This window comes from Pseudomonas sp. D1-1 (genome assembly GCF_051132225.1).
Classification (GTDB): domain Bacteria; phylum Pseudomonadota; class Gammaproteobacteria; order Pseudomonadales; family Pseudomonadaceae; genus Aquipseudomonas.
In genome coordinates this window covers 5,010,455-5,030,128 of record NZ_CP071676.1, presented here as the reverse complement: position 1 = coordinate 5,030,128, position 19,674 = coordinate 5,010,455, and the positions used below count along the sequence as shown (strand labels likewise).

The window sequence follows — 19,674 nt, the reverse complement described above, 5'->3', positions numbered from 1 at the left end:
ACGGTGTTGCCTGTCGCCGACCGCCGGGTGTGGTTATAATCGGCCACTTTATGAGCAAGAAGCGCGTTATGCAGCTGGTTCGAGGCCTCCACAACCTGCGTCCCCGGCATCGGGGCTGTGTCGCCACTATTGGCAACTTCGACGGTGTTCACCGTGGCCACCAGGCTATCCTGGCGCGGCTGCGCGAGCGTGCGCTGGAGTTGGGCCTGCCCAGCTGCGTGGTGATCTTCGAGCCGCAGCCCCGGGAGTTCTTTGCTCCGGACACCGCTCCGGCGCGTCTGGCCCGGTTGCGTGACAAACTGCAACTGCTGGCCGCCGAAGGCGTCGATCGGGTCCTCTGCCTGGCCTTCAACCAGCGCCTGAGCCAGCTCAGCGCCGCCGAGTTTGTCGATACCATCCTGGTGGACGGTCTCGACGTGAAGCATCTGGAAGTCGGCGACGATTTCCGTTTCGGCTGCGACCGGGCAGGGGATTTCGATTACCTGCAACAGGCCGGCATCGCCCAGGGCTTCACCGTCGAAGCGGCACAGACCGTCGAAATGGACGGTTTGCGCGTCAGCAGCACCCAGGTCCGCAATGCCCTGGCGGCGGCGGACTTCGAATTGGCCGAGCGCTTGCTCGGCCGGCCGTACCGGATTGCCGGGCGGATCCTGCACGGGCAGAAACTGGCGCGCCAATTGGGCACGCCGACGGCCAACGTGCAACTCAAGCGCCGTCGTGTGCCGTTGACTGGGGTGTTCCTGGTGAGTGTCGACATCGACGGCAAGACCTGGCCCGGCGTCGCCAATATCGGCGTACGCCCCACGGTGCAGGGGGATGGCAAGGCCCATCTCGAAGTACACATTCTGGATTTTGCCGGCGATCTGTATGACCGGCGTTTGACGGTGGTTTTCCACCAGAAGCTGCGTGAAGAGCAGCGTTTTGCCTCTCTGGAGGCGCTCAAGACGGCGATCCATGCAGATATCGCCGCCGCCCGTGCCCTTGTCGCAACCAGCGCCAATCGCTAATGAAGAGCCTTAAATGACCGACTATAAAGCCACGCTAAACCTTCCGGACACCGCCTTCCCAATGAAGGCCGGCCTGCCTCAGCGCGAACCACAGATTCTGCAGCGTTGGGACAGCATTGGCCTGTACGGAAAGTTGCGCGAAATTGGCAAGGATCGTCCGAAGTTCGTCTTGCACGACGGCCCTCCGTACGCCAACGGCACCATCCACATCGGTCACGCGCTGAACAAGATTCTCAAGGACATGATCATCCGCTCCAAGACCCTGTCGGGTTTTGACGCGCCGTATGTCCCGGGCTGGGACTGCCACGGCCTGCCGATCGAGCACAAGGTCGAAGTGACCCACGGCAAGAACCTGGGCGCCGACAAGACCCGCGAGCTGTGCCGTGCCTACGCCACTGAGCAGATCGAAGGGCAGAAGTCCGAATTCATCCGTCTCGGCGTGCTGGGCGACTTCGCCAATCCGTACAAGACCATGGACTTTGCGAACGAAGCCGGTGAAATCCGCGCCCTGGCGAAAATCGTCGAGGGCGGCTTCGTGTTCAAGGGCCTGAAACCGGTCAACTGGTGCTTCGACTGTGGTTCGGCCCTGGCCGAGGCGGAAGTCGAGTACGAGAACAAGAAGTCCTCGACCATCGATGTCGCGTTCCCGATCGCCGATGAAGACAAGCTTGCCGCCGCTTTCGGCCTGGGCAAGCTGGCCAAGCCGGCCGCCATCGTGATCTGGACCACCACCCCATGGACCATCCCGGCCAACCAGGCGCTGAACGTCCATCCGGAATTCAACTACGCCCTGGTCGACGTCGGCGACAGACTGCTGGTGCTGGCCGAAGAGCTGGTCGAATCCTGCCTGGCCCGCTACAGCCTGGAAGGTTCGGTGATTGCCACCGCGCCAGGCTCGGCGCTGGAGCTGATCAACTTCCGTCATCCGTTCTATGACCGCCTGTCGCCAGTGTATCTGGCCGACTACGTGGAACTGGGCGCCGGCACTGGCGTGGTTCACTCCGCGCCGGCCTATGGCGTCGACGACTTCGTGACCTGCAAGAAATACGGCATGGTCAACGATGACATCCTCAATCCGGTGCAGAGCAATGGCGTCTACGTGCCGTCGCTGGAATTCTTTGGCGGCCAGTTCATCTGGAAAGCCAACCCGGCCATCGTCGACAAGCTGACCGAAGTCGGCGCGCTGCTGCACACCACCGTCATCGAACACAGCTACATGCACTGCTGGCGCCACAAGACCCCGCTGATCTACCGCGCGACCGCGCAGTGGTTCATCGGCATGGACAAGCAGCCAACCAGCGGCGACACCCTGCGCCAGCGTTCGCTCAAGGCCATCGAAGAGACCCAATTCGTTCCGGCCTGGGGCCAGGCGCGCCTGCACTCGATGATCGCCAACCGTCCGGACTGGTGCATCTCCCGCCAGCGCAACTGGGGCGTGCCGATCCCGTTCTTCCTGAACAAGGAAAGCGGCGAGCTGCACCCGCGCACCGTCGAACTGATGGAAGAAGTGGCCAAGCGCGTTGAAGCCGAAGGCATCGAAGCCTGGTTCAAGCTCGATGCCGCCGAGCTGCTCGGCGACGAAGCGCCGCTGTACGACAAGATCAGCGATACCCTCGACGTCTGGTTCGATTCCGGCACCACTCATTGGCACGTGTTGCGCGGCTCGCATCCGATGGGCCACGAGAACGGCCCGCGCGCCGACCTGTACCTGGAAGGTTCGGACCAGCACCGTGGCTGGTTCCACTCGTCCTTGCTGACCGGTTGCGCCATCGACAATCACGCGCCTTACCGCGAGCTGCTGACCCACGGTTTCACCGTCGACGAGGCCGGCCGCAAGATGTCCAAGTCCCTGGGCAACGTGATCGCGCCGCAGAAAGTCAACGACACCCTCGGCGCCGACATCATGCGCCTGTGGGTCGCGTCCACCGACTATTCCGGCGAGATGGCCGTTTCCGAGCAGATCCTGCAGCGCAGCGCGGACGCCTACCGGCGGATCCGCAACACCGCGCGCTTCCTGCTTTCGAACCTGACCGGTTTCAATCCGGCCACCGACCTGCTGCCGGCCGAAGACATGCTTGCGCTGGACCGCTGGGCCGTGGACCGCACCCTGTTGCTGCAGCGCGAATTGCAGGAGCACTACGGTGAATACCGTTTCTGGAACGTCTACTCGAAGATCCACAACTTCTGCGTGCAGGAGCTTGGCGGTTTCTACCTCGACATCATCAAGGACCGCCAGTACACCACCGGCGCCAACAGCAAGGCACGTCGTTCGTGCCAGACCGCGCTGTTCCACATCAGCGAGGCGCTGGTGCGCTGGATCGCGCCGATCCTGGCGTTCACCGCCGATGAGCTGTGGGAATACCTGCCGGGCGAGCGCAACGAATCGGTGATGCTCAACACCTGGTACGAAGGCCTGACCGAACTGCCGCAAGGCTTCGAGCTGGACCGTGCGTATTGGGACCGGATCATGGCGGTCAAGGCGGCGGTCAACAAGGAAATGGAAATCCAGCGGGCGGCCAAGGCTGTCGGCGGCAACCTGCAGGCTGAAGTGACCCTTTACGCCGAAGAGGCGCTGGGTGCCGATCTGGCCAAGCTGGGCAACGAGCTGCGCTTCGTGCTGATTACCTCGACCGCCAGCGTCGCGCCGCTGGTGCAGGCGCCGGCCGATGCGGTGGTCACCGAGGTAAGCGGCCTGAAGCTCAAGGTGGTCAAGTCGAGCTTCGTCAAGTGCGCCCGTTGCTGGCACTGCCGCGAAGACGTCGGTGTGAACCCGGAGCATCCGGAAATCTGTGGTCGTTGCGTCGACAACATCAGCGGTACGGGCGAGGTTCGCCACTATGCCTGATCTGGCGCCCAACGCAGCAGGCCGTTTCGGACGGCTGGGCTGGCTCTGGTTGAGTGTGCTGGTACTGGTCATCGACCAGGCCAGCAAGTACTACTTCGAGAGTTCGTTGACCATGTACCAGCAGATCGTGGTCATCCCCGACTACTTCAGCTGGACGCTGGCCTACAACACCGGCGCGGCATTCAGCTTCCTGGCCGACAGTTCGGGCTGGCAGCGTTGGCTGTTCGCCCTGATCGCCGTCGTGGTCAGCGCCGTGCTGGTGGTCTGGCTCAAGCGCCTGGGGCGTGACGAGACCTGGCTGGCCGTGGCGCTGGCGCTGGTCCTGGGTGGCGCGCTGGGCAACCTGTACGACCGGATTGCCTTGGGCCATGTGATCGATTTCATCCTGGTGCATTGGCAGAACCGCTGGTACTTCCCGGCGTTCAACATTGCCGACAGTGCCATCAGCGTGGGCGCCGTAATGCTCGCCCTGGATATGTTCAAGAGCAAGAAAACCGGAGAAGCCGTCCATGACTGAGCAGCGTATCGCTCAAAACACCGAAGTGAAGCTTCACTTCGCCCTGCACCTGGAAAACGGCGACACCGTCGACAGCACGTTCGACAAGGCGCCGGCGGTGTTCAAGGTCGGCGACGGCAACCTGCTGCCGGGTTTTGAAGCGGCGATCTTCGGTTTCAAGGCCGGCGACAAGCGCACCGTGGTGGTTCCTCCGGAAAATGCCTTTGGTCAGCCCAACCCGCAAAACGTGCAGACCATGCCACGCTCGCAGTTCCAGGACATGGAGCTGTCCGAGGGCCTGCTGGTGATCTTCAACGACGCGGCCAACGCCGAGCTGCCGGGTGTGGTGAAAGCTTTTGACGATGCCGAGGTGACCGTGGACTTCAACCACCCACTGGCGGGCAAGACCTTGAGCTTCGAGGTGGAAATCCTTGAAGTGAAGGCGGTTTAACGTTTAACAGCAATTACCGCACCCACAATACCTGTGGGAGCGAGCCTGCTCGCGAAGGCTGCGTCACAGTCGCCACCGAGTTGACTGAACCACCGCATCGCGAGCAGGCTCGCTCCCACAGACACGAGGCACAGCATGCAAATCAAACTCGCCAACCCCCGTGGCTTCTGCGCTGGCGTGGACCGGGCGATCGAAATCGTCAACCGCGCCCTGGAAGTCTTCGGACCGCCGATCTATGTGCGCCATGAAGTGGTCCACAACAAGTTCGTCGTCGAGGACCTGCGCAGCCGTGGGGCCATCTTCGTCGAAGAACTGGACCAGGTGCCGGACGACGTCATCGTGATCTTCAGCGCCCACGGCGTTTCCCAGGCGGTGCGTACCGAAGCTGCCGGCCGTGGCTTGAAAGTGTTCGATGCTACGTGCCCGTTGGTTACCAAGGTCCACATCGAGGTGGCGCGCTACAGCCGTGATGGTCGCGAATGCATCCTGATCGGCCATGAAGGCCACCCGGAAGTTGAAGGCACCATGGGCCAGTACGACGCCAGCAATGGCGGCGCGATCTACCTGGTCGAAGACGAAGAAGACGTGGCGGCCTTGCAGGTTCGCAACCCGGAAAAGCTGGCTTTCGTTACGCAGACTACCTTGTCCATGGACGACACCAGCCGGGTGATCGACGCCCTGCGCACGCGCTTCCCGGCCATCGGCGGGCCGCGCAAGGATGACATTTGCTACGCAACCCAGAATCGTCAGGACGCGGTCAAGCAACTGGCCAACGAGTGCGATGTGGTCCTGGTGGTCGGCAGCCCGAACAGCTCCAACTCCAACCGCTTGCGCGAGCTGGCCGAACGCATGTCGACCCCGGCCTATCTGATCGACGGTGCCGAGGACATGCAGCGCAGCTGGTTCGACGGTGTCGAGCGGATCGGTATCACCGCCGGTGCCTCCGCGCCGGAAGTCCTCGTACGCGGGGTGATCGAGCAGTTGCAGGCCTGGGGCGCAACGGGTGCCAACGAGCTGGCGGGGCGCGAGGAAAACATTACGTTCTCGATGCCGAAAGAGCTGCGGGTCCGTTCCCTGCTTTGAGTCCTTTTTCACACAGGGCCTGCTCGGCTTTGACACTTTCCAGGCGGACGCGGCCGGAGGGCGCCAGGATCACCTGGTGATGGCTGACCGGCCCGCGTCTGGCGCAGACATGCAGCGTGCCTGCCTGGAACGCGCCGTCGGGGTGCAGGGCTTCTCCCTGGCCGCCGAACCTCACCCGGTGTTTTACTGGCGAGTTGCCAACCACCCGAGCATGACCGCTGCGCTCCCTCAGCAAGGTTTGCTCCTTGTTGTCCAGCGTGATCCGCCAGCCCCTGCCCCAATCATTGTCGATTCCCTGGATCAAGATGCGGCGGTTGCGCGTGATGGCTTCGCTGCGGGCAAAACGCAACCCGCTGATCAGCAACCGGGCGGTATCCTCGCGTTCGATGGACTCGATCAGCTCTTTGTAGCTTGCACCGGCCCACGGCAGAACAATTGCGGCAATCGCCAGTCCCATGAGCAGTTCAATCAGGCTGAAGCCCTGTTGATGCATGACGTCTCCTCCCTGGAGAGCGTGAAGCGGATTTAAGGCTTATGAATCGTTGTGGCACTTCGCATACGGCGACGGTTTGTTCTAGCGTGTAGAAGCAGGTATAGCCGACGGCAACGGAGGGCATCGATGGATCTTCGTACAAAAGGTTTCACGCTGATCGAGGTGTTGGTGGCCCTCGGCGTGCTGCTGATCCTGATCACCATGGCGGTGCCGTCATTCACCGGCTCGCTGCAAAGTACCAAGGCCGATACCGAGATCGACGACCTGCGCCGAGCCTTGAATTTCGCGCGAATGGAAGCGATCAACCGTGGCATCACCACGCGAATTCGTCCCACCACGCAGGGCGGTGCCTGGAGCGGCGAATTGATGGTGTATGACAACACGGGCAACCCGGCCAATCCGACCAATGTATTGCGGGTTGTTCCAGCAATGGGCGGCGGCGTGACTCTGACGCTAACCTCAGAAGTGACCAACATTGATTTCAACAACCTGGGCGGGTTATCGGCACCGACCACGCCGGTGGGCTTCAATTACGTGAGAGGGACGCAGAGCAGGACGCTCAATGTCTGCCTCAATGGACGAATCGTATTGGGTGGAAATTGCGGATGAAGGATTGCAGTAAAACGGCGCAGGAGGGCATGACGCTCATCGAGGTGCTGGTGGCGATGCTGATTCTCGGCGTGGGTTTGCTGGGGGCGGCGATGGTCCAGCTCAATGCCCTCAAATACACCGACAGCTCGCGCATGACCAGCCAGGCCAGCTTCATCGCCTACGACTTGTTGGACCGCATCCGGGCCAATTCCGGTGCCGACTACACCATCACGCCGCCGAGCTCGCCGAACCTCAACGTGGCCCGGGACCAGGACCTTTATGACTTCAAGACCAACATCGTCGCTTTCGGCGGCGCCACGGCCACCGGTACGGTTGCGCTGAACCAGCGGGTCTACACCATCACCATTTCCTGGGACGACGCCCGGGCTGCCAACACGACCAACGCGGCCGAGGCGCGACGCAGCTTTGTGCTGACCAGCCGGGTCGCTGTCGATCCATTGGCGACGACGCCATGAACCGGCATAGCCGGGGTTTCGGGCTGATCGAACTGATGATCGCGCTGGTCATCAGCCTGATCGTCGTGCTGGGCGTCGTGCAGATTTTCATCGCCGCGAAAAATACTTACGTAAGCCAGAGTGCCGCCGCGGTGATGCAGGAGGATGCACGGTTTGCCTTGAGCAAAATGGTTCAGGAAATTCGCATGGTGGGCATGTTCGGCTGCCTGGCGACGGTCACCGATGCGTCTTCGAACAATGATTTCGCCGCCAGCCAGATCACCCCGATTCGCTGGGACAACGCCACCCGCAGGTTGACCCTGGTCACGGCGGATATCGGCAATAGCGGCAGTGCGCCGACCTGGACCATCGTTTCCGATTGCCGCAATACGGCCGCCGCCTACACCGGAACGCGAGCACCCGCGAGCGGGCAGATGGCCTTTCCGATCCGGCGGCTGATTTATGGTTTCAACAACAATCAGTTATTGCTGGGGAGCGGCGCTGGCAACCCGACCATGGCGGTGCTGGTGGATAACGTGCGGGCATTCGACGTGACCTTCGGCGTGGCCGGCAGCGCGACGGACATCGCAGCCACCAGCTACAGCGGCAACCCGAGCGACCCGGCGCTGATCCGCAGCGTGCGCCTGACGCTGACGCTGTACGACCCGAAAAATACCGTGCGCGAGCAGACCTTCAACGTGGTTGCTGCCTTGCGCAACCGGCTGCTATGAGGGGGCGACTGATGAGGTCGACAGGTTTCGGGTATCGCCAGCGTGGCATGGCCTTGCTGGTCAGCCTGGTCTTTTTGCTGCTGCTGACACTGATTGGTTTGTCATCGATGCAGAGCGCCACGCTCCAGGAAAAGATGACCAGCAGCGTCATGCAGCGCAACCAGTCGTTCCAGATGGCCGAGGCGGCGCTGAGGATCGGGGAAAGCGCGGTGCAGGCAGAAAGTTATTCGTTGCCGGTTTGTACCGCGGCCCAATGCGCGCCACCGCCTGAGTCGGCAACAGTGACGGTGGCGGGGCGTTATTCCTCGTCGGGGGTGCTCTGGGTGGCCGCCGCCGGTGGGTTTTACGGCGTGCAGAATATCGGCACAACCCTTACGGCAGTCAACGTGCCGCTCAATACCTCGGCGACGCTGTACCGGATCACGGCGGTGGCGGTGGTGGGCAACAACCAGCGCAGCGTGGTGGAGAGCATCTATGCGAAATATTAGAGTGCTTCGGGGCTGGCGCCAGGCGTTGTGGGGGATGTTGCTCAGCCTTTACCTGACGGCCCCGGTCTATGGCTTCACACCGTCGGAATCACCGCTGTTGAGTGCGGCGGCGGTGACGCCCAACGTGATGCTGCTGATCGATGATTCGGGGAGCATGAACAACATTATCTGGGCGGCGGGGTTTGATCCGGCGGCAACGCAACCACCGATTTCTATATGCACTGACGACAGAAGTTGTAGCAGCAGCAATAGGGCGCTGCTTGCGGCAAACGACGGGAACGTCTTGCTTGCGAGTCTGTTCCGCGGCGATTGTTTAAATGGCTGGTATGGCTTCTACCGAACTGGCTTTGGTCAGGTTTGCCTGCGGTTACCCGATCCGGTTGGCGGCGAGAATACTCGCTACACAGCTAAGTACTTATCTTATCTAGTCACCCTTGCCAACGGTTCAAGCCGGGACTTCACCAACGGCTCAATCCCGAGAGACTATCGAATAAACGTAGCAAGGAATGTTTCGACTGATCTGGTCGGCAACAATCGCTCCCTGCGCATCGGCCTTGCCACTTTCAATTCGCCCAACAGCTTCAACTCCGGCCCTGGCGGCTATATTGCTCGTGCGATCAGCGATCTGTCGCCGGTAAGTGGCAGTGTCACCCAGACGCAGGCGAATACTAACTACAGCGCCTTGATCAGCGCCATAAACGCGCTAGGCGCCGTCGCCAATACGCCGCTGGCTGAGAGTTACTACGAAGTCACTCGTTATTTCAGAGGTATGGCGCCTTATTACAACAACACCCCAAGTACCTATACCAGCCCGATTCAGTACCGATGCCAGAAAAATTTTGGCGTGGTGATCACTGATGGTTTGCCCACTTTTGACCGAACGTTTCCTACCGATGATCCGTCCGGGGGGAGCCGCTTGCCAAACTGGGATGGCATCAGCGCCAACGATGGCGCCGATCCCAAGGGGGACGGAGAGGGCGACACGCTGTACCTGGACGACATTGCCAAATTCGCCTTCGACATCGACATGCGTTCCACCGGCACCGACGTCACCGGGAAAAGCTGGGATGGAGCCGAATTCCGCCGACAGTACCTCAATACCTACACCGTCGGTTTTGCTGTCACCAACCAGATGCTTTCCGACGCTGCTCGTTACGGTGCGGGCAAATATTATCCGGCCACCGACAGTGAAGGCCTGAACTCGGCCCTGTCGTCGGCCCTGAGCGACATCACCTCCAAGGCCGGTTCGGGAGGCGGCGGCACCAGCAATGGCGCGACGCTCTCCAGCACTTCCAGTTTTTACCAGACCACCTACGACCCCAGGGACTGGCGCGGCACCATCAAGGCATTCGGCTTCAATTCCGCTGGAACGGTGAACACCGCAGCAGCGCAGTGGACCACTGACACCGCTATCGTTCCCGGTGCCACACCGCCGCTCTACCAGTCCTGGAACACCGCGACCAACGTGCCGGTGACCCTGGCCTACGGCAACTTTTCGCCGGCCCAGCAAACCAGCCTGAGCCAGGGCCTGCCCACGGGGATCACCGGCAGCGATCTGGTGGAATGGAGCAAGGGCGTCAACAAGACCGGGCTCAAGGTGCGCAGCGTCCTGCTGGGGGACATCATCAATTCGCCGCTGGCCCTGGCCTCGCCCAATGACCAGACCGCCTCGGACCTGCTGAACGACACCAGTTACAGCAATTACCTGACGACCAAGGCGGCAAACATGAGCAGCAGCCTGGTGGTGAATGGCAATGATGGTTTCTTCAGTGTCATCAACAGCGCCAACGGAGCCCGCCGTTACGCATATATGCCGTCGACCGTGCTGCCTTCATTGCAGCTCATCGCTGATCCCGGCTACATCAATGGCGTGAGTCATAAATTCCTGGTGGACGGGCAGGTTGCAGTATTCGATGCGCAACTGGGCAGCGTCTGGAAAACGCTGGCCCTGGGTGGCACCGGCGCGGGCGGCCGGGCGTTTTACGCGGTGCAACTGTTCGACGCAGCGGCAGGCAATGCGATCCGGGCCTTGTGGGAGATCAGCGCGCCGACCCTCGCCAACGCAGCCAATGTCTTCAATGACCTGGGCTACGCCTATGCGCGCCCTGAAGTCGCGCGCCTTGCGGACGGTCGTTGGGCGGCGTTCATCGCCAATGGTTATGGCAGTAATACCGGCGTGGCGGCGCTGTATGTGGTGGACGTTCGCGACGGCTCGCTGATTCGCAAGATTGTCGTCAACAGCCCCGACACCAATAACGGCCTTTCGTCGGTCAAGCTGCGGGTCAACGCCCAGAATGTTGTGCAGGCGGCCTATGGCGGGGACCTGAAAGGACGGATGTGGAAGTTCGACCTCAGCGCGACTTCGCCGAACACCTGGGGTCTGGCGTTTGCCGGCCAGCCGTTGTTCACCGCTCCAGGTGGGGCGACACAGCCGATCACCGCGCAACCGTTGCTGGCGGAGAACCCCCAGGGCGGCATCCAGGTATTTTTCGGCACGGGCAAGTTCAACGAGTCGGCGGACAAGCTCAACAAGGACCTGCAAGGTTTCTATTCGATCTGGGACGCTAGCGGCGGCGCCGGGCAGATTACCGTGGCAAGCCTGCAGGCCCAGTCGATCACCAGCATTTTTTCCGGTACTACCGGGCAATTCGTGACCACCAGCCAGAATAACGTGGCCTATCCCACGCAAAAAGGCTGGTATCTGCCGCTGATATACAACAACGCGTTGACCGGCGAACGGGTAATCAACCCGGCCAGCCTGGTACTTGGGCGTGTTGTCTTCACCACCGCCGCCGTTGATACCACTGACCCATGCGCGAGCTTCGGTACCGGCAAGCTGATCGAAGTGGATGCGTTCAACGGTAAGATGCTCAACTACGCGGTGCTCGATACCAACAACGATGGTTCGATCAATACCCTCGACACGATTTCCGCTGGCGTGGTGTTCACGGGGGGGATCCCGACCTTGAGTGCCGTCGTCAGCGCCAATGGAGCAACCAATATGGTCGTGAATGACTCCGGTGGTGGAATCACCGACCTGCTGACCAAGTCCGTCGGTGGCAGCCGTCGTATCATGTGGCGGCAAATACAGTGAGGTAAGGCATGCGCAAATCCAACCGGGGTTTCACCTTGATCGAAATCATGATCGTCATCGCGATCATCGGTATCGTGATCACCATCGGCTATCCGAGCCTGACCGAATACATGAAGAAGGGGCGCCGGGCCGAAATCGCCGGACTGCTGTCGGAACAGGCGCAGATTCTCGAACGTCACTATTCGAAGACCAACGTCTATACCAACGCGACTGGCCTGAGCGGTGGCAACGATTTCTACACTATTAACCTGACGCCGACGGAGCAGAGCTTTACCCTGACCGCACTACGCAGAAGTGGCTCGTCCATGGCGACGGACAAGTGCGGTGATTTTACGATCGACAACACGGGCAAGCGGGGCAATATCAACTCCGCTGCCGGCGTGACCACCAAGGATTGCTGGGGTCGTTGAGTTTTTATCCGGGTGCGGACGAGCGCCCTCTGTCTTGTGAGTCGAAACAGAACATGACCAGGCAACAGCAAGTGGTGATAGTCGGCGGCGGAGTCATCGGCCTGTTGACGGCATTCAATCTCGCCTCCGAAGGCCAGCGGGTGGTGCTGCTGGACCGCTCCGGGCTTGGCCAGGAATCTTCCTGGGCCGGCGGCGGTATTGTTTCGCCGCTGTACCCGTGGCGCTATAGCCCGGCGGTCACCGCGCTGGCCCACTGGTCGCAGGATTTTTATCCACAGCTGGGTGATTCCTTGTTCGCAACGACCGGGATCGATCCGCAAGTGCATGTCACCGGCCTGTATTGGCTGGACCTCGACGACCAGGCTGAAGCACTGGCCTGGGCCGAGCGGGAAGGGCGTCCGCTGCGAACTGTGGATATCTCCGCGGTCCACGATGCGGTTCCGGTAGTGGGCTCGGGTTTCTCCCGGGCGATCTACATGGCCGATGTGGCGAATGTGCGTAACCCGCGGCTGGTGAAGTCCCTCAAGGCTGCGTTGCAGGCGATGCCGGGTGTCACGCTTCATGAGCATTGCGAAGTCAGCGGGTTCATTCGCGACGGTGAGCGTGTCATTGGCGTGAAGAGCTCAGCGGGTGAGATACGCGGTGATCAAATCGTACTCGCCGCGGGTGCCTGGAGCGGCGAGTTGCTGGGAACGCTGGGACTGGAGTTGCCGGTCGAGCCGGTGAAGGGCCAGATGATTTTGTACAAGTGCGCGTCCGATTTTCTCTCGAGCATAGTCCTGGCCAAGGGCCGTTATGCGATTCCGCGTCGTGACGGGCACATTTTGATCGGCAGTACGCTGGAGCATGAAGGCTTCGACAAGACGCCGACCGATGCGGCGCTGGAAAGCCTCAAGGCTTCGGCTCTGGAGTTGATCCCGGCGTTGGCCGACGCCGAGTTGGTGGGGCATTGGGCCGGGTTACGGCCAGGATCGCCGGAGGGTATTCCCTACATTGGCGAAGTGCCGGGGTTTGCGGGGTTGTGGTTGAACTGCGGCCATTACCGCAACGGCCTGGTGCTGGCGCCGGCTTCGTGCCGGTTGTTCGTCGACGTGATGCTGGGGCGTGAGCCGGTGATTGATCCTGCGCCGTATGCCCCGGCGGGGCGGCTGTAGGTTCGGCTTTCCCTGTGGGAGCGCAGCTGCGGCAGCAACCAAAAATCCCGTGGCGAGGGAGCTTGCTCCCGCTGGGCTGCGCAGCAGACCCAAAATCATTCAGCAAGGTGCATCTGGGAAACAGCAGGATGTTTTTACGACTGCTGCGCAGCCGAGCGGGAGCAAGCTCCCTCGCCACGGGATGAGCGCTGCCTTCAATCCAACCCCAACTTCTTCAACCGATACCGCATCGACCGAAACGACAACTTCAATCTCTGCGCCGCTGCGGTGCGGTTCCAGCGGGTTTCTTCCAAGGCCTGCAGGATGACCTTGCGTTCGACGTCCTCCAGATAATCTTCCAGATTGTCGACCTGCATCAGATCCGGATTGCCCGCCTCGCCAGCCCCGCTGTGTTCGGCGAGACGCAAGTCATCGGCCTCGATCTGCTGGTGTTCGCACAGGGTGTAGGCCCGTTCGAGCATGTTCTCCAGTTCTCGCACGTTGCCCGGGAAGCGGTAGTTCTGCAGCGCTTTGAGGGCTTGCGGATGGAGCGTCGCCACTGGGCTGCCGGCGTTGGTGGCCAGGCGCTGGAGCATGTGGTTGGCCAGCAGCTCGATGTCTTCCCGGCGTTCACGCAAGGGCGGGACGCGCAGTTCGATCACATTCAGCCGGTAATACAAGTCCTGGCGAAAGCGACCGGCGGCGACTTCTGCGCCGAGGTCCTTGTGGGTGGCGCAGAGGATTCGTACATCCACCACTTCTTCCTGTTGCCCGCCCACCGCGCGCACGGCTTTTTCCTGGATGGCACGCAACAGCTTGACCTGCATCGCCAGCGGCAGGTCGGCGACTTCATCGAGGAACAGGGTCCCGCCGTGAGCCGCCTGGAACAGGCCGGGCTTGTCTTCGATGGCGCCGGTGAAGCTGCCTTTTCGATGGCCGAAAAACTCGCTTTCCATCAACTCCGTTGGAATGGCCCCACAATTGACGGGCACAAACCCCTGGCTGTAGCGAGGGCCTTGTTCATGAATCAGGCGCGCCACCAGTTCCTTGCCGCAGCCTGATTCGCCGCTGATGTAGACCGGCGCCTGGCTGCGGGCGAGTTTTTCAATCTGTCGCCGCACGCTGCGCATGGGTGGCGAGTCGCCCAACAGGCAGCGCTCGACGGTCGTACTCGGCGCAGCACCCGGCGACAGGCGCAAGGCGCTGCCAATCAGCTCCCGCAGCCGCCCCAGGTCGACCGGTTTGGTCAGGAAGTCGAAGGCGCCGGCCTTGAGCGCGTCGATAGCGACTTCCAGGCTGCCATAGGCGGTGATCATCGCCACCGGCAGTTGAGGAACGCGTTGCTGGATGTGTTGCACCAGTTCCAGGCCGGTACCATCGGGCAGGCGCATGTCGGTCAGGCACAGGTCGAAGGTTTCACCTGCCAGCAGGGCTTGGGCCTCGGCGAGGTTCTTGGCGCTGCGGGTGTCGAGTTTCATCCTTCCCAGGGTGATTTCCAGGAGTTCGCGGATGTCCGTTTCGTCATCGACGATCAGGATTCGTTGCCGTGAGCGTGTATTCAAATCTGTTTCCGTCCGTGAGCAAAGGTGATGCGAAAGCAACCGCCGCCTTGGCGTGATTTGAAGTCTAGGCGGGCCTGGTTGCTTTCGCACAGCTCACGGGACAGATAGAGCCCGAGGCCGGTGCCCTGGCTGCTGGTGGTGAAGAAGGGTTCGAACAAGTGCGCCTGCTGCTCCGGCGTTACGCCAGGGCCGTTGTCGATGATGTCCAGCGTGGCCAGTTGACTGTGCGGGTCGACAAACAGCTTCAACCAGGCCTCGGCCTGTTCATGGGCCATTGCGCTATGACGCCAGGCGTTGCGCAGCAGATTGTCGAGCACCTGGGCCAGTTGGTCGGGGTCCATGAGTGTGATGTAGTCGCCCGGGTCGATGCTCAGGTGCAATCGCTGGGGTTCGGCCGCGTTTTCCCGGGTCCGCAGGGCGAATTGCTCCAGCCATGTGCGTAAATCCAGGCGTTGCGGCGCGGTTTGCTGGCGGCGGGACAGCTGCAGGACGTTTTCGATGACGCGATTCATTCGTAGGGAGTGGTCTTGAATAATCTGCGTCAGACGTCGGTCGGCGTTGTTCAGTTCCTCGGATTCACCGAGCAATTGCGCGGCGTGGCTGATGGCGCCCAGAGGGTTGCGGATTTCATGGGAAATACCCGCGGTGAGGCGCCCGAGGGAGGCGAGTTTCAGTTGCTGGGCATGTTGGGCCACTTGGGCCAGGTCTTCGAGAAATACCAGGATCTGCTGCTGATCCTGAGGGCCGAGGGCGATGAAGCTGGGTTGCAGCGTCAGGCCGGTGCCGCTGATGGTCAGGCTTTGCGCGCGCAGGCTGGGGTTGTTCCGCCACGATTGCAGCCGTTCGACCAGGGCGCTGGAATAATCGTCTATATGCTGGCCGACCAGGTCGTGCATGCCCAGCAGGTTCAAGGCGCTTTCGTTGGCCAGTCGCACCCGGTGCTGGTGATCAAGCACCAGGATGCCGGTGCGCATGCGTTGCAGGATCAAGGCGTTGAGCGCTTCGAGGCTGAGCACTTCGCTGGCCCGTTGCTCGGCCAGGGTTTCGCTGGCTTCCAGGCGTCGGGTCAGGCCTTGCACCAGCAAAGCGGCGGCGAAACACAAGGCGCCCAGGGTGCCTGCCTGTAGATAGCTGCTGGGGCGGCTCGCGTCGCTGAGGCCGAGGACAAATGTCGAGCCGACGATGCCAAGGGTGGCGACGGCAGCGATCAGCAGGCCGATGCGCCCCTTCAGCAAGGTGTTGCCGATGGCTACCGAGACAATGATCAGGTTGCCGATGGCGCTGGGGGCGCCACCCGCGACGAAGAACAGCCACGACAGCAGCAATACGTCGGTGAGCGCCAGCCCGAACAGCCGGGCTGGGCGACGCGTATTTTCAAGGAACACCACCAGCAGGATGTTCAGCACCAGATACAACCAGCTGCCGCTGCGCAGCAGGTCGTCGTTGGCGAACTCCAGCAGCCGGTTGTCCATGTTGCTGGTGATCAGCAGCACCAGGGTGATGCCGATGCTCAGGCGGTACAGGTGATAGAGGCGCAGCAGACGCTGCGCCTGTTTGACGCGGGGACGCGAGGCCTCAGCGATCACGAGTACCCGGGCCTTGCTCGAGGTGAGCCTGGCTGCAATACCATTGTTGGTCGAGGGCCAGCGCCCGGTCGCGCGGCAGGTGCACCCCGCACTGGGCGCAACGCACCATCGGGCGCGCGTCATGGTCACGCGAGGTGTTCGATGTGGCGGAGGTTGCCTTGAACTTGCGCCACAACCATATCGCGGCGGCAATCAGGGCGATCCAGAACAGTAAACGAAGCATGATGGGCGGCTTTTTGGCTAGAGATCAGGCAGTTTAGCCAAGGACAGGAACGGCGCACAGCGCAATAAAATGCAGGCATGAAAAAGGGAGACCCAGGGTCTCCCTTTTTATGGTGCCTTGGCTTTCAGTCGAACATGCCGAAGGTCATGTAGCTGAACCAGGAGCGATCGCTGGATTCGCTTTCCGGCTCTTCTTCTTCGATCACGTCGCCATTTTCGTCCTTGGGCTTGAGCTCGTTCGGAATGGCTTCCTTGGCGTCCTGGAACTGGCGCTGGACGTCCTGGTTGGCGCGGGTTTCGCCCGGCGGCAGCGGCGGACGGGATTCGATCAGGCCGAGGGTCGCCTTGCTCAGCCACGAACGGTTGTCGGCTTCATCGACCCGCGGGGTGAACTGGCCATCGACCAGCGATGGGTGATCGGGGTAGTTCAGCTTCAGCGTTTCCAGGCTGGTGGCCGCGAGGTCATCCAGGTGCAGGCGCTGGTAGGCTTCGGTCATGACAGCCAGGCCGTCGCCAACCGATGGGGTTTCCTGGAAGTTTTCCACCACGTAGCGGCCACGGTTGGCGGCGGCGACGTAGGCCTGGCGGGTCAGATAGTAGTCAGCCACGTGGATTTCGTAGGACGCCAGCAGGTTGCGCAGGTAGATCATGCGCTGCTTGGCATCAGGCGAATAGCGGCTGTTGGGGAAGCGGCTGGTCAGCTGGGCGAACTCGTTGTAGGAGTCGCGCGCGGCGCCCGGGTCACGCTTGGTCATGTCCAGCGGCAGGAAGCGCGCCAGCAGGCCGACGTCCTGGTCGAAGGAGGTCAGGCCCTTGAGGTAGTAAGCGTAATCGACGTTCGGGTGCTGCGGGTGCAGACGAATGAAACGCTCGGCGGCGGACTTGGCAGCTTCCGGCTCGGCGTTCTTGTAGTTGGCGTAGATCAGTTCCAGCTGCGCCTGGTCGGCGTAGCGACCGAACGGATACCGCGACTCCAACGCCTTGAGCTTGGCGGTGGCGCTGGTATAGCTGTTGTTATCCAGGTCGTTCTGCGCCTGTTGGTACAGTTCGACTTCGCTCAGGTTTTCGTCTACGACTTCCTTCGACGAGCAAGCAGCAGTCAATGCGAGGATGGCGATCAGCAGCAGGTGTTTCACTTGCATGGCGGCTTGCGTCCCTATGACGGCCGCTGTCTTGGGCGGGGCCGTCCTGTTATGATGAGCGCCCCGTTGAAAGCCTCGGGGCAAAAGACGCCGTATTTAACCACAAGCGCGCAGCCGAAACCAAAGGCTGTGCCGACGCCCAGTCCGAGCATGTCCGATAAAATAGAACTTCGCGCAGAGGTGCCGTCCGAATTGGGCGGCCAACGCCTCGATCAAGTCGCCGCCCAACTCTTCGCCGAGCACTCGCGCTCGCGCCTTTCCGCCTGGATCAAGGACGGTCGCCTGACAGTGGACGGGGCGGTGATCCGTCCGCGCGACATCGTCCATGGCGGCGCCATCCTCGAACTGACCGCCGAGCAGGAGGCCCAGGGAGAATGGGTCGCCCAGGATATTGCCCTGGACATCGTCTACGAAGACGACGACATCCTGGTGATCAACAAGCCCGCGGGCCTGGTGGTCCACCCGGCGGCCGGTCACGCCGATGGCACCCTGCTCAACGCCTTGCTGCACCATGTGCCGGACATCATCAATGTGCCCCGCGCCGGGATCGTGCACCGCCTGGACAAGGACACCACCGGCCTGATGGTGGTCGCCAAGACCATCCAGGCGCAGACACAGCTGGTCACACAGCTGCAAAGCCGCAGCGTCAGCCGCATCTATGAATGCATCGTGATCGGCGTGGTCACCGCCGGTGGCAAGATCAACGCACCGATCGGCCGTCACGGCCAGCAGCGCCAGCGCATGGCGGTGATGGAGGGTGGCAAGCAGGCGGTCAGCCATTACCGCGTGCTGGAGCGTTTTCGTTCGCACACGCATGTGCGGGTCAAGCTGGAAACCGGCCGGACCCACCAGATTCGCGTGCATATGTCCCATATCAACTTCCCACTGGTGGGCGACCCGGCCTATGGCGGTCGTTTCCGCATTCCGCCGGCCGCGAGCCAGACCATGGTCGAATCGTTGAAAAACTTCCCGCGCCAGGCGCTGCACGCGCGCTTCCTGGAGCTGGACCACCCGACGACCGGTAAGCGCATGAGCTGGGAATCGCCGTTGCCGGATGACTTCGTCTGGCTGCTGACGCTGCTCAAGCAGGATCGCGAGGCGTTCATCGGATGAGTGACTGGCTGATACCCGACTGGCCCGCGCCGGCCCGGGTCAAGGCCTGTGTCACCACCCGCGAGGGCGGCGTCAGCCTGGCGCCGTTCGACAGCCTCAACCTCGGCGACCATGTGGGCGATGAGCCTGCGGCCGTCGCCGAAAACCGTCGTCGCCTCACCGATCGTTTCGCCATGCGTCCGGCCTGGTTGCAGCAGGTCCACGGTATCGAGGTGGTCGAAGCTGACCCGGTCGAGGTGGCTGTCGCCGATGCCTGCTGGACCGCCACGCCGGGTATCGCCTGCGCGGCAATGACGGCCGATTGCCTGCCTGTATTGTTCTGTAACCACGCCGGCACCCATGTCGCGGCAGCCCATGCCGGTTGGCGCGGGCTGGCCAACGGAGTCCTGGAAGCCACCCTTGATCGTCTGCAAGTACCGGCCGAAGAAATCCTCGCCTGGCTCGGCCCGGCCATCGGCCCGCAAGCGTTCGAAGTGGGGCCTGAGGTGCGTGAGGTTTTTGTTGCGCAACTGCCCGAGTCGCAACAAGCCTTCATGCCCAGCCACAATGCCGGGAAGTACCTGGCGGATATCTATGCGCTGGCGCGCCTGCGTCTCGCGGCTCGCGGCGTCACCGCCGTGTACGGTGGCGGCCTGTGCACCGTGACCGATCCGCGCTTCTTTTCCTACCGTCGCAACGCCCGCACCGGTCGCTTCGCTTCCCTGATCTGGCTTGAACGCTAGACTCTGCTGATCTGCATCAACAGCGCACTGCTTGAATCTTCCAGAATCGG

General features: G+C 61.8%; 19 protein-coding genes. 14 read left to right on the top strand and 5 right to left on the bottom strand.

Going from position 1 to position 19,674, the window contains the following annotated elements; translation table 11 throughout:
- The first annotated feature begins 68 nt into the window (after positions 1 to 68).
- From ribF to ispH, 5 genes are all read left to right on the top strand, one after another.
- Complete coding sequence (gene ribF, locus J3P86_RS22685; RefSeq protein ID WP_039593898.1) at positions 69 to 1,007, top strand: bifunctional riboflavin kinase/FAD synthetase; 939 nt, start codon at positions 69 to 71, stop codon at positions 1,005 to 1,007.
- 13 nt (positions 1,008 to 1,020) lie between these two features.
- The gene (gene ileS / locus J3P86_RS22680; protein WP_434698915.1) at positions 1,021 to 3,852 is read left to right on the top strand and encodes an isoleucine--tRNA ligase; all 2,832 of its coding nucleotides are present in this window, start codon (positions 1,021 to 1,023) and stop codon (positions 3,850 to 3,852) included.
- Positions 3,845 to 4,369, top strand: coding sequence for a signal peptidase II (lspA, locus tag J3P86_RS22675; RefSeq protein ID WP_434601878.1), 525 nt, complete (start codon positions 3,845 to 3,847; stop codon positions 4,367 to 4,369). Before ileS ends, lspA begins: the two co-directional genes overlap by 8 nt.
- Positions 4,362 to 4,799: an FKBP-type peptidyl-prolyl cis-trans isomerase gene (fkpB, locus tag J3P86_RS22670; protein WP_434571725.1), complete on the top strand. Its 438-nt coding sequence runs from the start codon at positions 4,362 to 4,364 to the stop codon at positions 4,797 to 4,799. The genes lspA and fkpB overlap by 8 nt, the downstream gene beginning before the upstream one ends.
- A gap of 135 nt (positions 4,800 to 4,934) precedes the next feature.
- Positions 4,935 to 5,882 (top strand): 4-hydroxy-3-methylbut-2-enyl diphosphate reductase, encoded by a 948-nt coding sequence (gene ispH / locus J3P86_RS22665; protein WP_434698914.1) that lies wholly within the window; start codon positions 4,935 to 4,937, stop codon positions 5,880 to 5,882.
- Here the strand turns inward: ispH and J3P86_RS22660 are convergent.
- Positions 5,836 to 6,375, bottom strand: a complete 540-nt coding sequence (locus tag J3P86_RS22660) for a GspH/FimT family pseudopilin (RefSeq protein ID WP_434698912.1) — start codon at positions 6,373 to 6,375, stop codon at positions 5,836 to 5,838. The genes ispH and J3P86_RS22660 overlap by 47 nt on opposite strands.
- 126 nt (positions 6,376 to 6,501) lie before the next feature.
- Here J3P86_RS22660 and J3P86_RS22655 point away from each other — a divergent pair, with 126 nt between their 5' ends.
- Genes J3P86_RS22655 through thiO form a run of 7 tightly spaced genes read left to right on the top strand, consistent with a single transcriptional unit; the run spans position 6,502 to position 13,298 of the window.
- Positions 6,502 to 6,984 carry a GspH/FimT family pseudopilin gene (locus J3P86_RS22655; RefSeq protein WP_434698910.1) on the top strand — a complete coding sequence of 161 codons (483 nt, stop codon included), beginning with the start codon at positions 6,502 to 6,504 and terminating at the stop codon, positions 6,982 to 6,984.
- Positions 6,981 to 7,442, top strand: a complete 462-nt coding sequence (gene pilV / locus J3P86_RS22650) for a type IV pilus modification protein PilV (protein WP_305498723.1) — start codon at positions 6,981 to 6,983, stop codon at positions 7,440 to 7,442. Before J3P86_RS22655 ends, pilV begins: the two co-directional genes overlap by 4 nt.
- Entirely contained in the window at positions 7,439 to 8,152 is a 714-nt protein-coding gene (locus J3P86_RS22645) for a PilW family protein (protein WP_434698909.1), read from the top strand. The genes pilV and J3P86_RS22645 overlap by 4 nt, the downstream gene beginning before the upstream one ends.
- A gap of 11 nt (positions 8,153 to 8,163) precedes the next feature.
- Positions 8,164 to 8,640, top strand: a complete 477-nt coding sequence (locus J3P86_RS22640) for a pilus assembly PilX family protein (RefSeq protein WP_434571733.1) — start codon at positions 8,164 to 8,166, stop codon at positions 8,638 to 8,640.
- Positions 8,627 to 11,734 (top strand): pilus assembly protein, encoded by a 3,108-nt coding sequence (locus J3P86_RS22635; protein WP_434698908.1) that lies wholly within the window; start codon positions 8,627 to 8,629, stop codon positions 11,732 to 11,734. Before J3P86_RS22640 ends, J3P86_RS22635 begins: the two co-directional genes overlap by 14 nt.
- A gap of 8 nt (positions 11,735 to 11,742) precedes the next feature.
- Complete coding sequence (locus J3P86_RS22630) at positions 11,743 to 12,144, top strand: type IV pilin protein (RefSeq protein ID WP_434628172.1); 402 nt, start codon at positions 11,743 to 11,745, stop codon at positions 12,142 to 12,144.
- A 53-nt stretch (positions 12,145 to 12,197) separates the two neighbouring features.
- Positions 12,198 to 13,298, top strand: coding sequence for a glycine oxidase ThiO (gene thiO / locus J3P86_RS22625; protein WP_434628174.1), 1,101 nt, complete (start codon positions 12,198 to 12,200; stop codon positions 13,296 to 13,298).
- Between the two features lie 194 nt (positions 13,299 to 13,492).
- On the opposite strand, the gene J3P86_RS22620 is transcribed toward thiO, so the two are convergent.
- From J3P86_RS22620 to J3P86_RS22605, 4 genes are all read right to left on the bottom strand, one after another.
- A complete protein-coding gene (locus J3P86_RS22620; protein WP_434698907.1) occupies positions 13,493 to 14,839 on the bottom strand; it encodes a sigma-54-dependent transcriptional regulator in 1,347 nt (448 codons plus the stop codon).
- Positions 14,836 to 16,425, bottom strand: coding sequence for a two-component system sensor histidine kinase NtrB (locus J3P86_RS22615; RefSeq protein WP_434698905.1), 1,590 nt, complete (start codon positions 16,423 to 16,425; stop codon positions 14,836 to 14,838). Before J3P86_RS22615 ends, J3P86_RS22620 begins: the two co-directional genes overlap by 4 nt.
- Positions 16,415 to 16,648: a PP0621 family protein gene (locus tag J3P86_RS22610; RefSeq protein WP_434601868.1), complete on the bottom strand. Its 234-nt coding sequence runs from the start codon at positions 16,646 to 16,648 to the stop codon at positions 16,415 to 16,417. The genes J3P86_RS22615 and J3P86_RS22610 overlap by 11 nt, the downstream gene beginning before the upstream one ends.
- A 124-nt stretch (positions 16,649 to 16,772) precedes the next feature.
- The gene (locus tag J3P86_RS22605) at positions 16,773 to 17,789 is read right to left on the bottom strand and encodes an outer membrane protein assembly factor BamD (RefSeq protein WP_305498735.1); all 1,017 of its coding nucleotides are present in this window, start codon (positions 17,787 to 17,789) and stop codon (positions 16,773 to 16,775) included.
- A gap of 150 nt (positions 17,790 to 17,939) precedes the next feature.
- Here J3P86_RS22605 and rluD point away from each other — a divergent pair, with 150 nt between their 5' ends.
- Together rluD and pgeF are read left to right on the top strand one after the other, a co-directional pair.
- On the top strand, positions 17,940 to 18,902 hold the full coding sequence (gene rluD / locus J3P86_RS22600; RefSeq protein ID WP_434571746.1) for a 23S rRNA pseudouridine(1911/1915/1917) synthase RluD: 963 nt from the start codon (positions 17,940 to 17,942) through the stop codon (positions 18,900 to 18,902).
- A complete protein-coding gene (pgeF, locus tag J3P86_RS22595) occupies positions 18,899 to 19,624 on the top strand; it encodes a peptidoglycan editing factor PgeF (protein WP_434698904.1) in 726 nt (241 codons plus the stop codon). Before rluD ends, pgeF begins: the two co-directional genes overlap by 4 nt.
- Positions 19,625 to 19,674: the final 50 nt, after the last annotated feature.

Excerpts from the sequence above, each read along its gene's own strand:
- ribF (WP_039593898.1), top strand. The coding sequence starts at position 69 with ATGCAGCTGGTTCGAGGCCTCCACAACCTGCGTCCCCGGCATCGGGGC.
- ileS (WP_434698915.1), top strand. The coding sequence starts at position 1,021 with ATGACCGACTATAAAGCCACGCTAAACCTTCCGGACACCGCCTTCCCA.
- lspA (WP_434601878.1), top strand. The coding sequence starts at position 3,845 with ATGCCTGATCTGGCGCCCAACGCAGCAGGCCGTTTCGGACGGCTGGGC.
- fkpB (WP_434571725.1), top strand. The coding sequence starts at position 4,362 with ATGACTGAGCAGCGTATCGCTCAAAACACCGAAGTGAAGCTTCACTTC.
- ispH (WP_434698914.1), top strand. The coding sequence starts at position 4,935 with ATGCAAATCAAACTCGCCAACCCCCGTGGCTTCTGCGCTGGCGTGGAC.
- J3P86_RS22660 (WP_434698912.1), bottom strand. The coding sequence starts at position 6,375 with ATGCATCAACAGGGCTTCAGCCTGATTGAACTGCTCATGGGACTGGCG.
- J3P86_RS22655 (WP_434698910.1), top strand. The coding sequence starts at position 6,502 with ATGGATCTTCGTACAAAAGGTTTCACGCTGATCGAGGTGTTGGTGGCC.
- pilV (WP_305498723.1), top strand. The coding sequence starts at position 6,981 with ATGAAGGATTGCAGTAAAACGGCGCAGGAGGGCATGACGCTCATCGAG.
- J3P86_RS22645 (WP_434698909.1), top strand. The coding sequence starts at position 7,439 with ATGAACCGGCATAGCCGGGGTTTCGGGCTGATCGAACTGATGATCGCG.
- J3P86_RS22640 (WP_434571733.1), top strand. The coding sequence starts at position 8,164 with ATGAGGTCGACAGGTTTCGGGTATCGCCAGCGTGGCATGGCCTTGCTG.
- J3P86_RS22635 (WP_434698908.1), top strand. The coding sequence starts at position 8,627 with ATGCGAAATATTAGAGTGCTTCGGGGCTGGCGCCAGGCGTTGTGGGGG.
- J3P86_RS22630 (WP_434628172.1), top strand. The coding sequence starts at position 11,743 with ATGCGCAAATCCAACCGGGGTTTCACCTTGATCGAAATCATGATCGTC.
- thiO (WP_434628174.1), top strand. The coding sequence starts at position 12,198 with ATGACCAGGCAACAGCAAGTGGTGATAGTCGGCGGCGGAGTCATCGGC.
- J3P86_RS22610 (WP_434601868.1), bottom strand. The coding sequence starts at position 16,648 with ATGCTTCGTTTACTGTTCTGGATCGCCCTGATTGCCGCCGCGATATGG.
- J3P86_RS22605 (WP_305498735.1), bottom strand. The coding sequence starts at position 17,789 with ATGCAAGTGAAACACCTGCTGCTGATCGCCATCCTCGCATTGACTGCT.
- rluD (WP_434571746.1), top strand. The coding sequence starts at position 17,940 with ATGTCCGATAAAATAGAACTTCGCGCAGAGGTGCCGTCCGAATTGGGC.
- pgeF (WP_434698904.1), top strand. The coding sequence starts at position 18,899 with ATGAGTGACTGGCTGATACCCGACTGGCCCGCGCCGGCCCGGGTCAAG.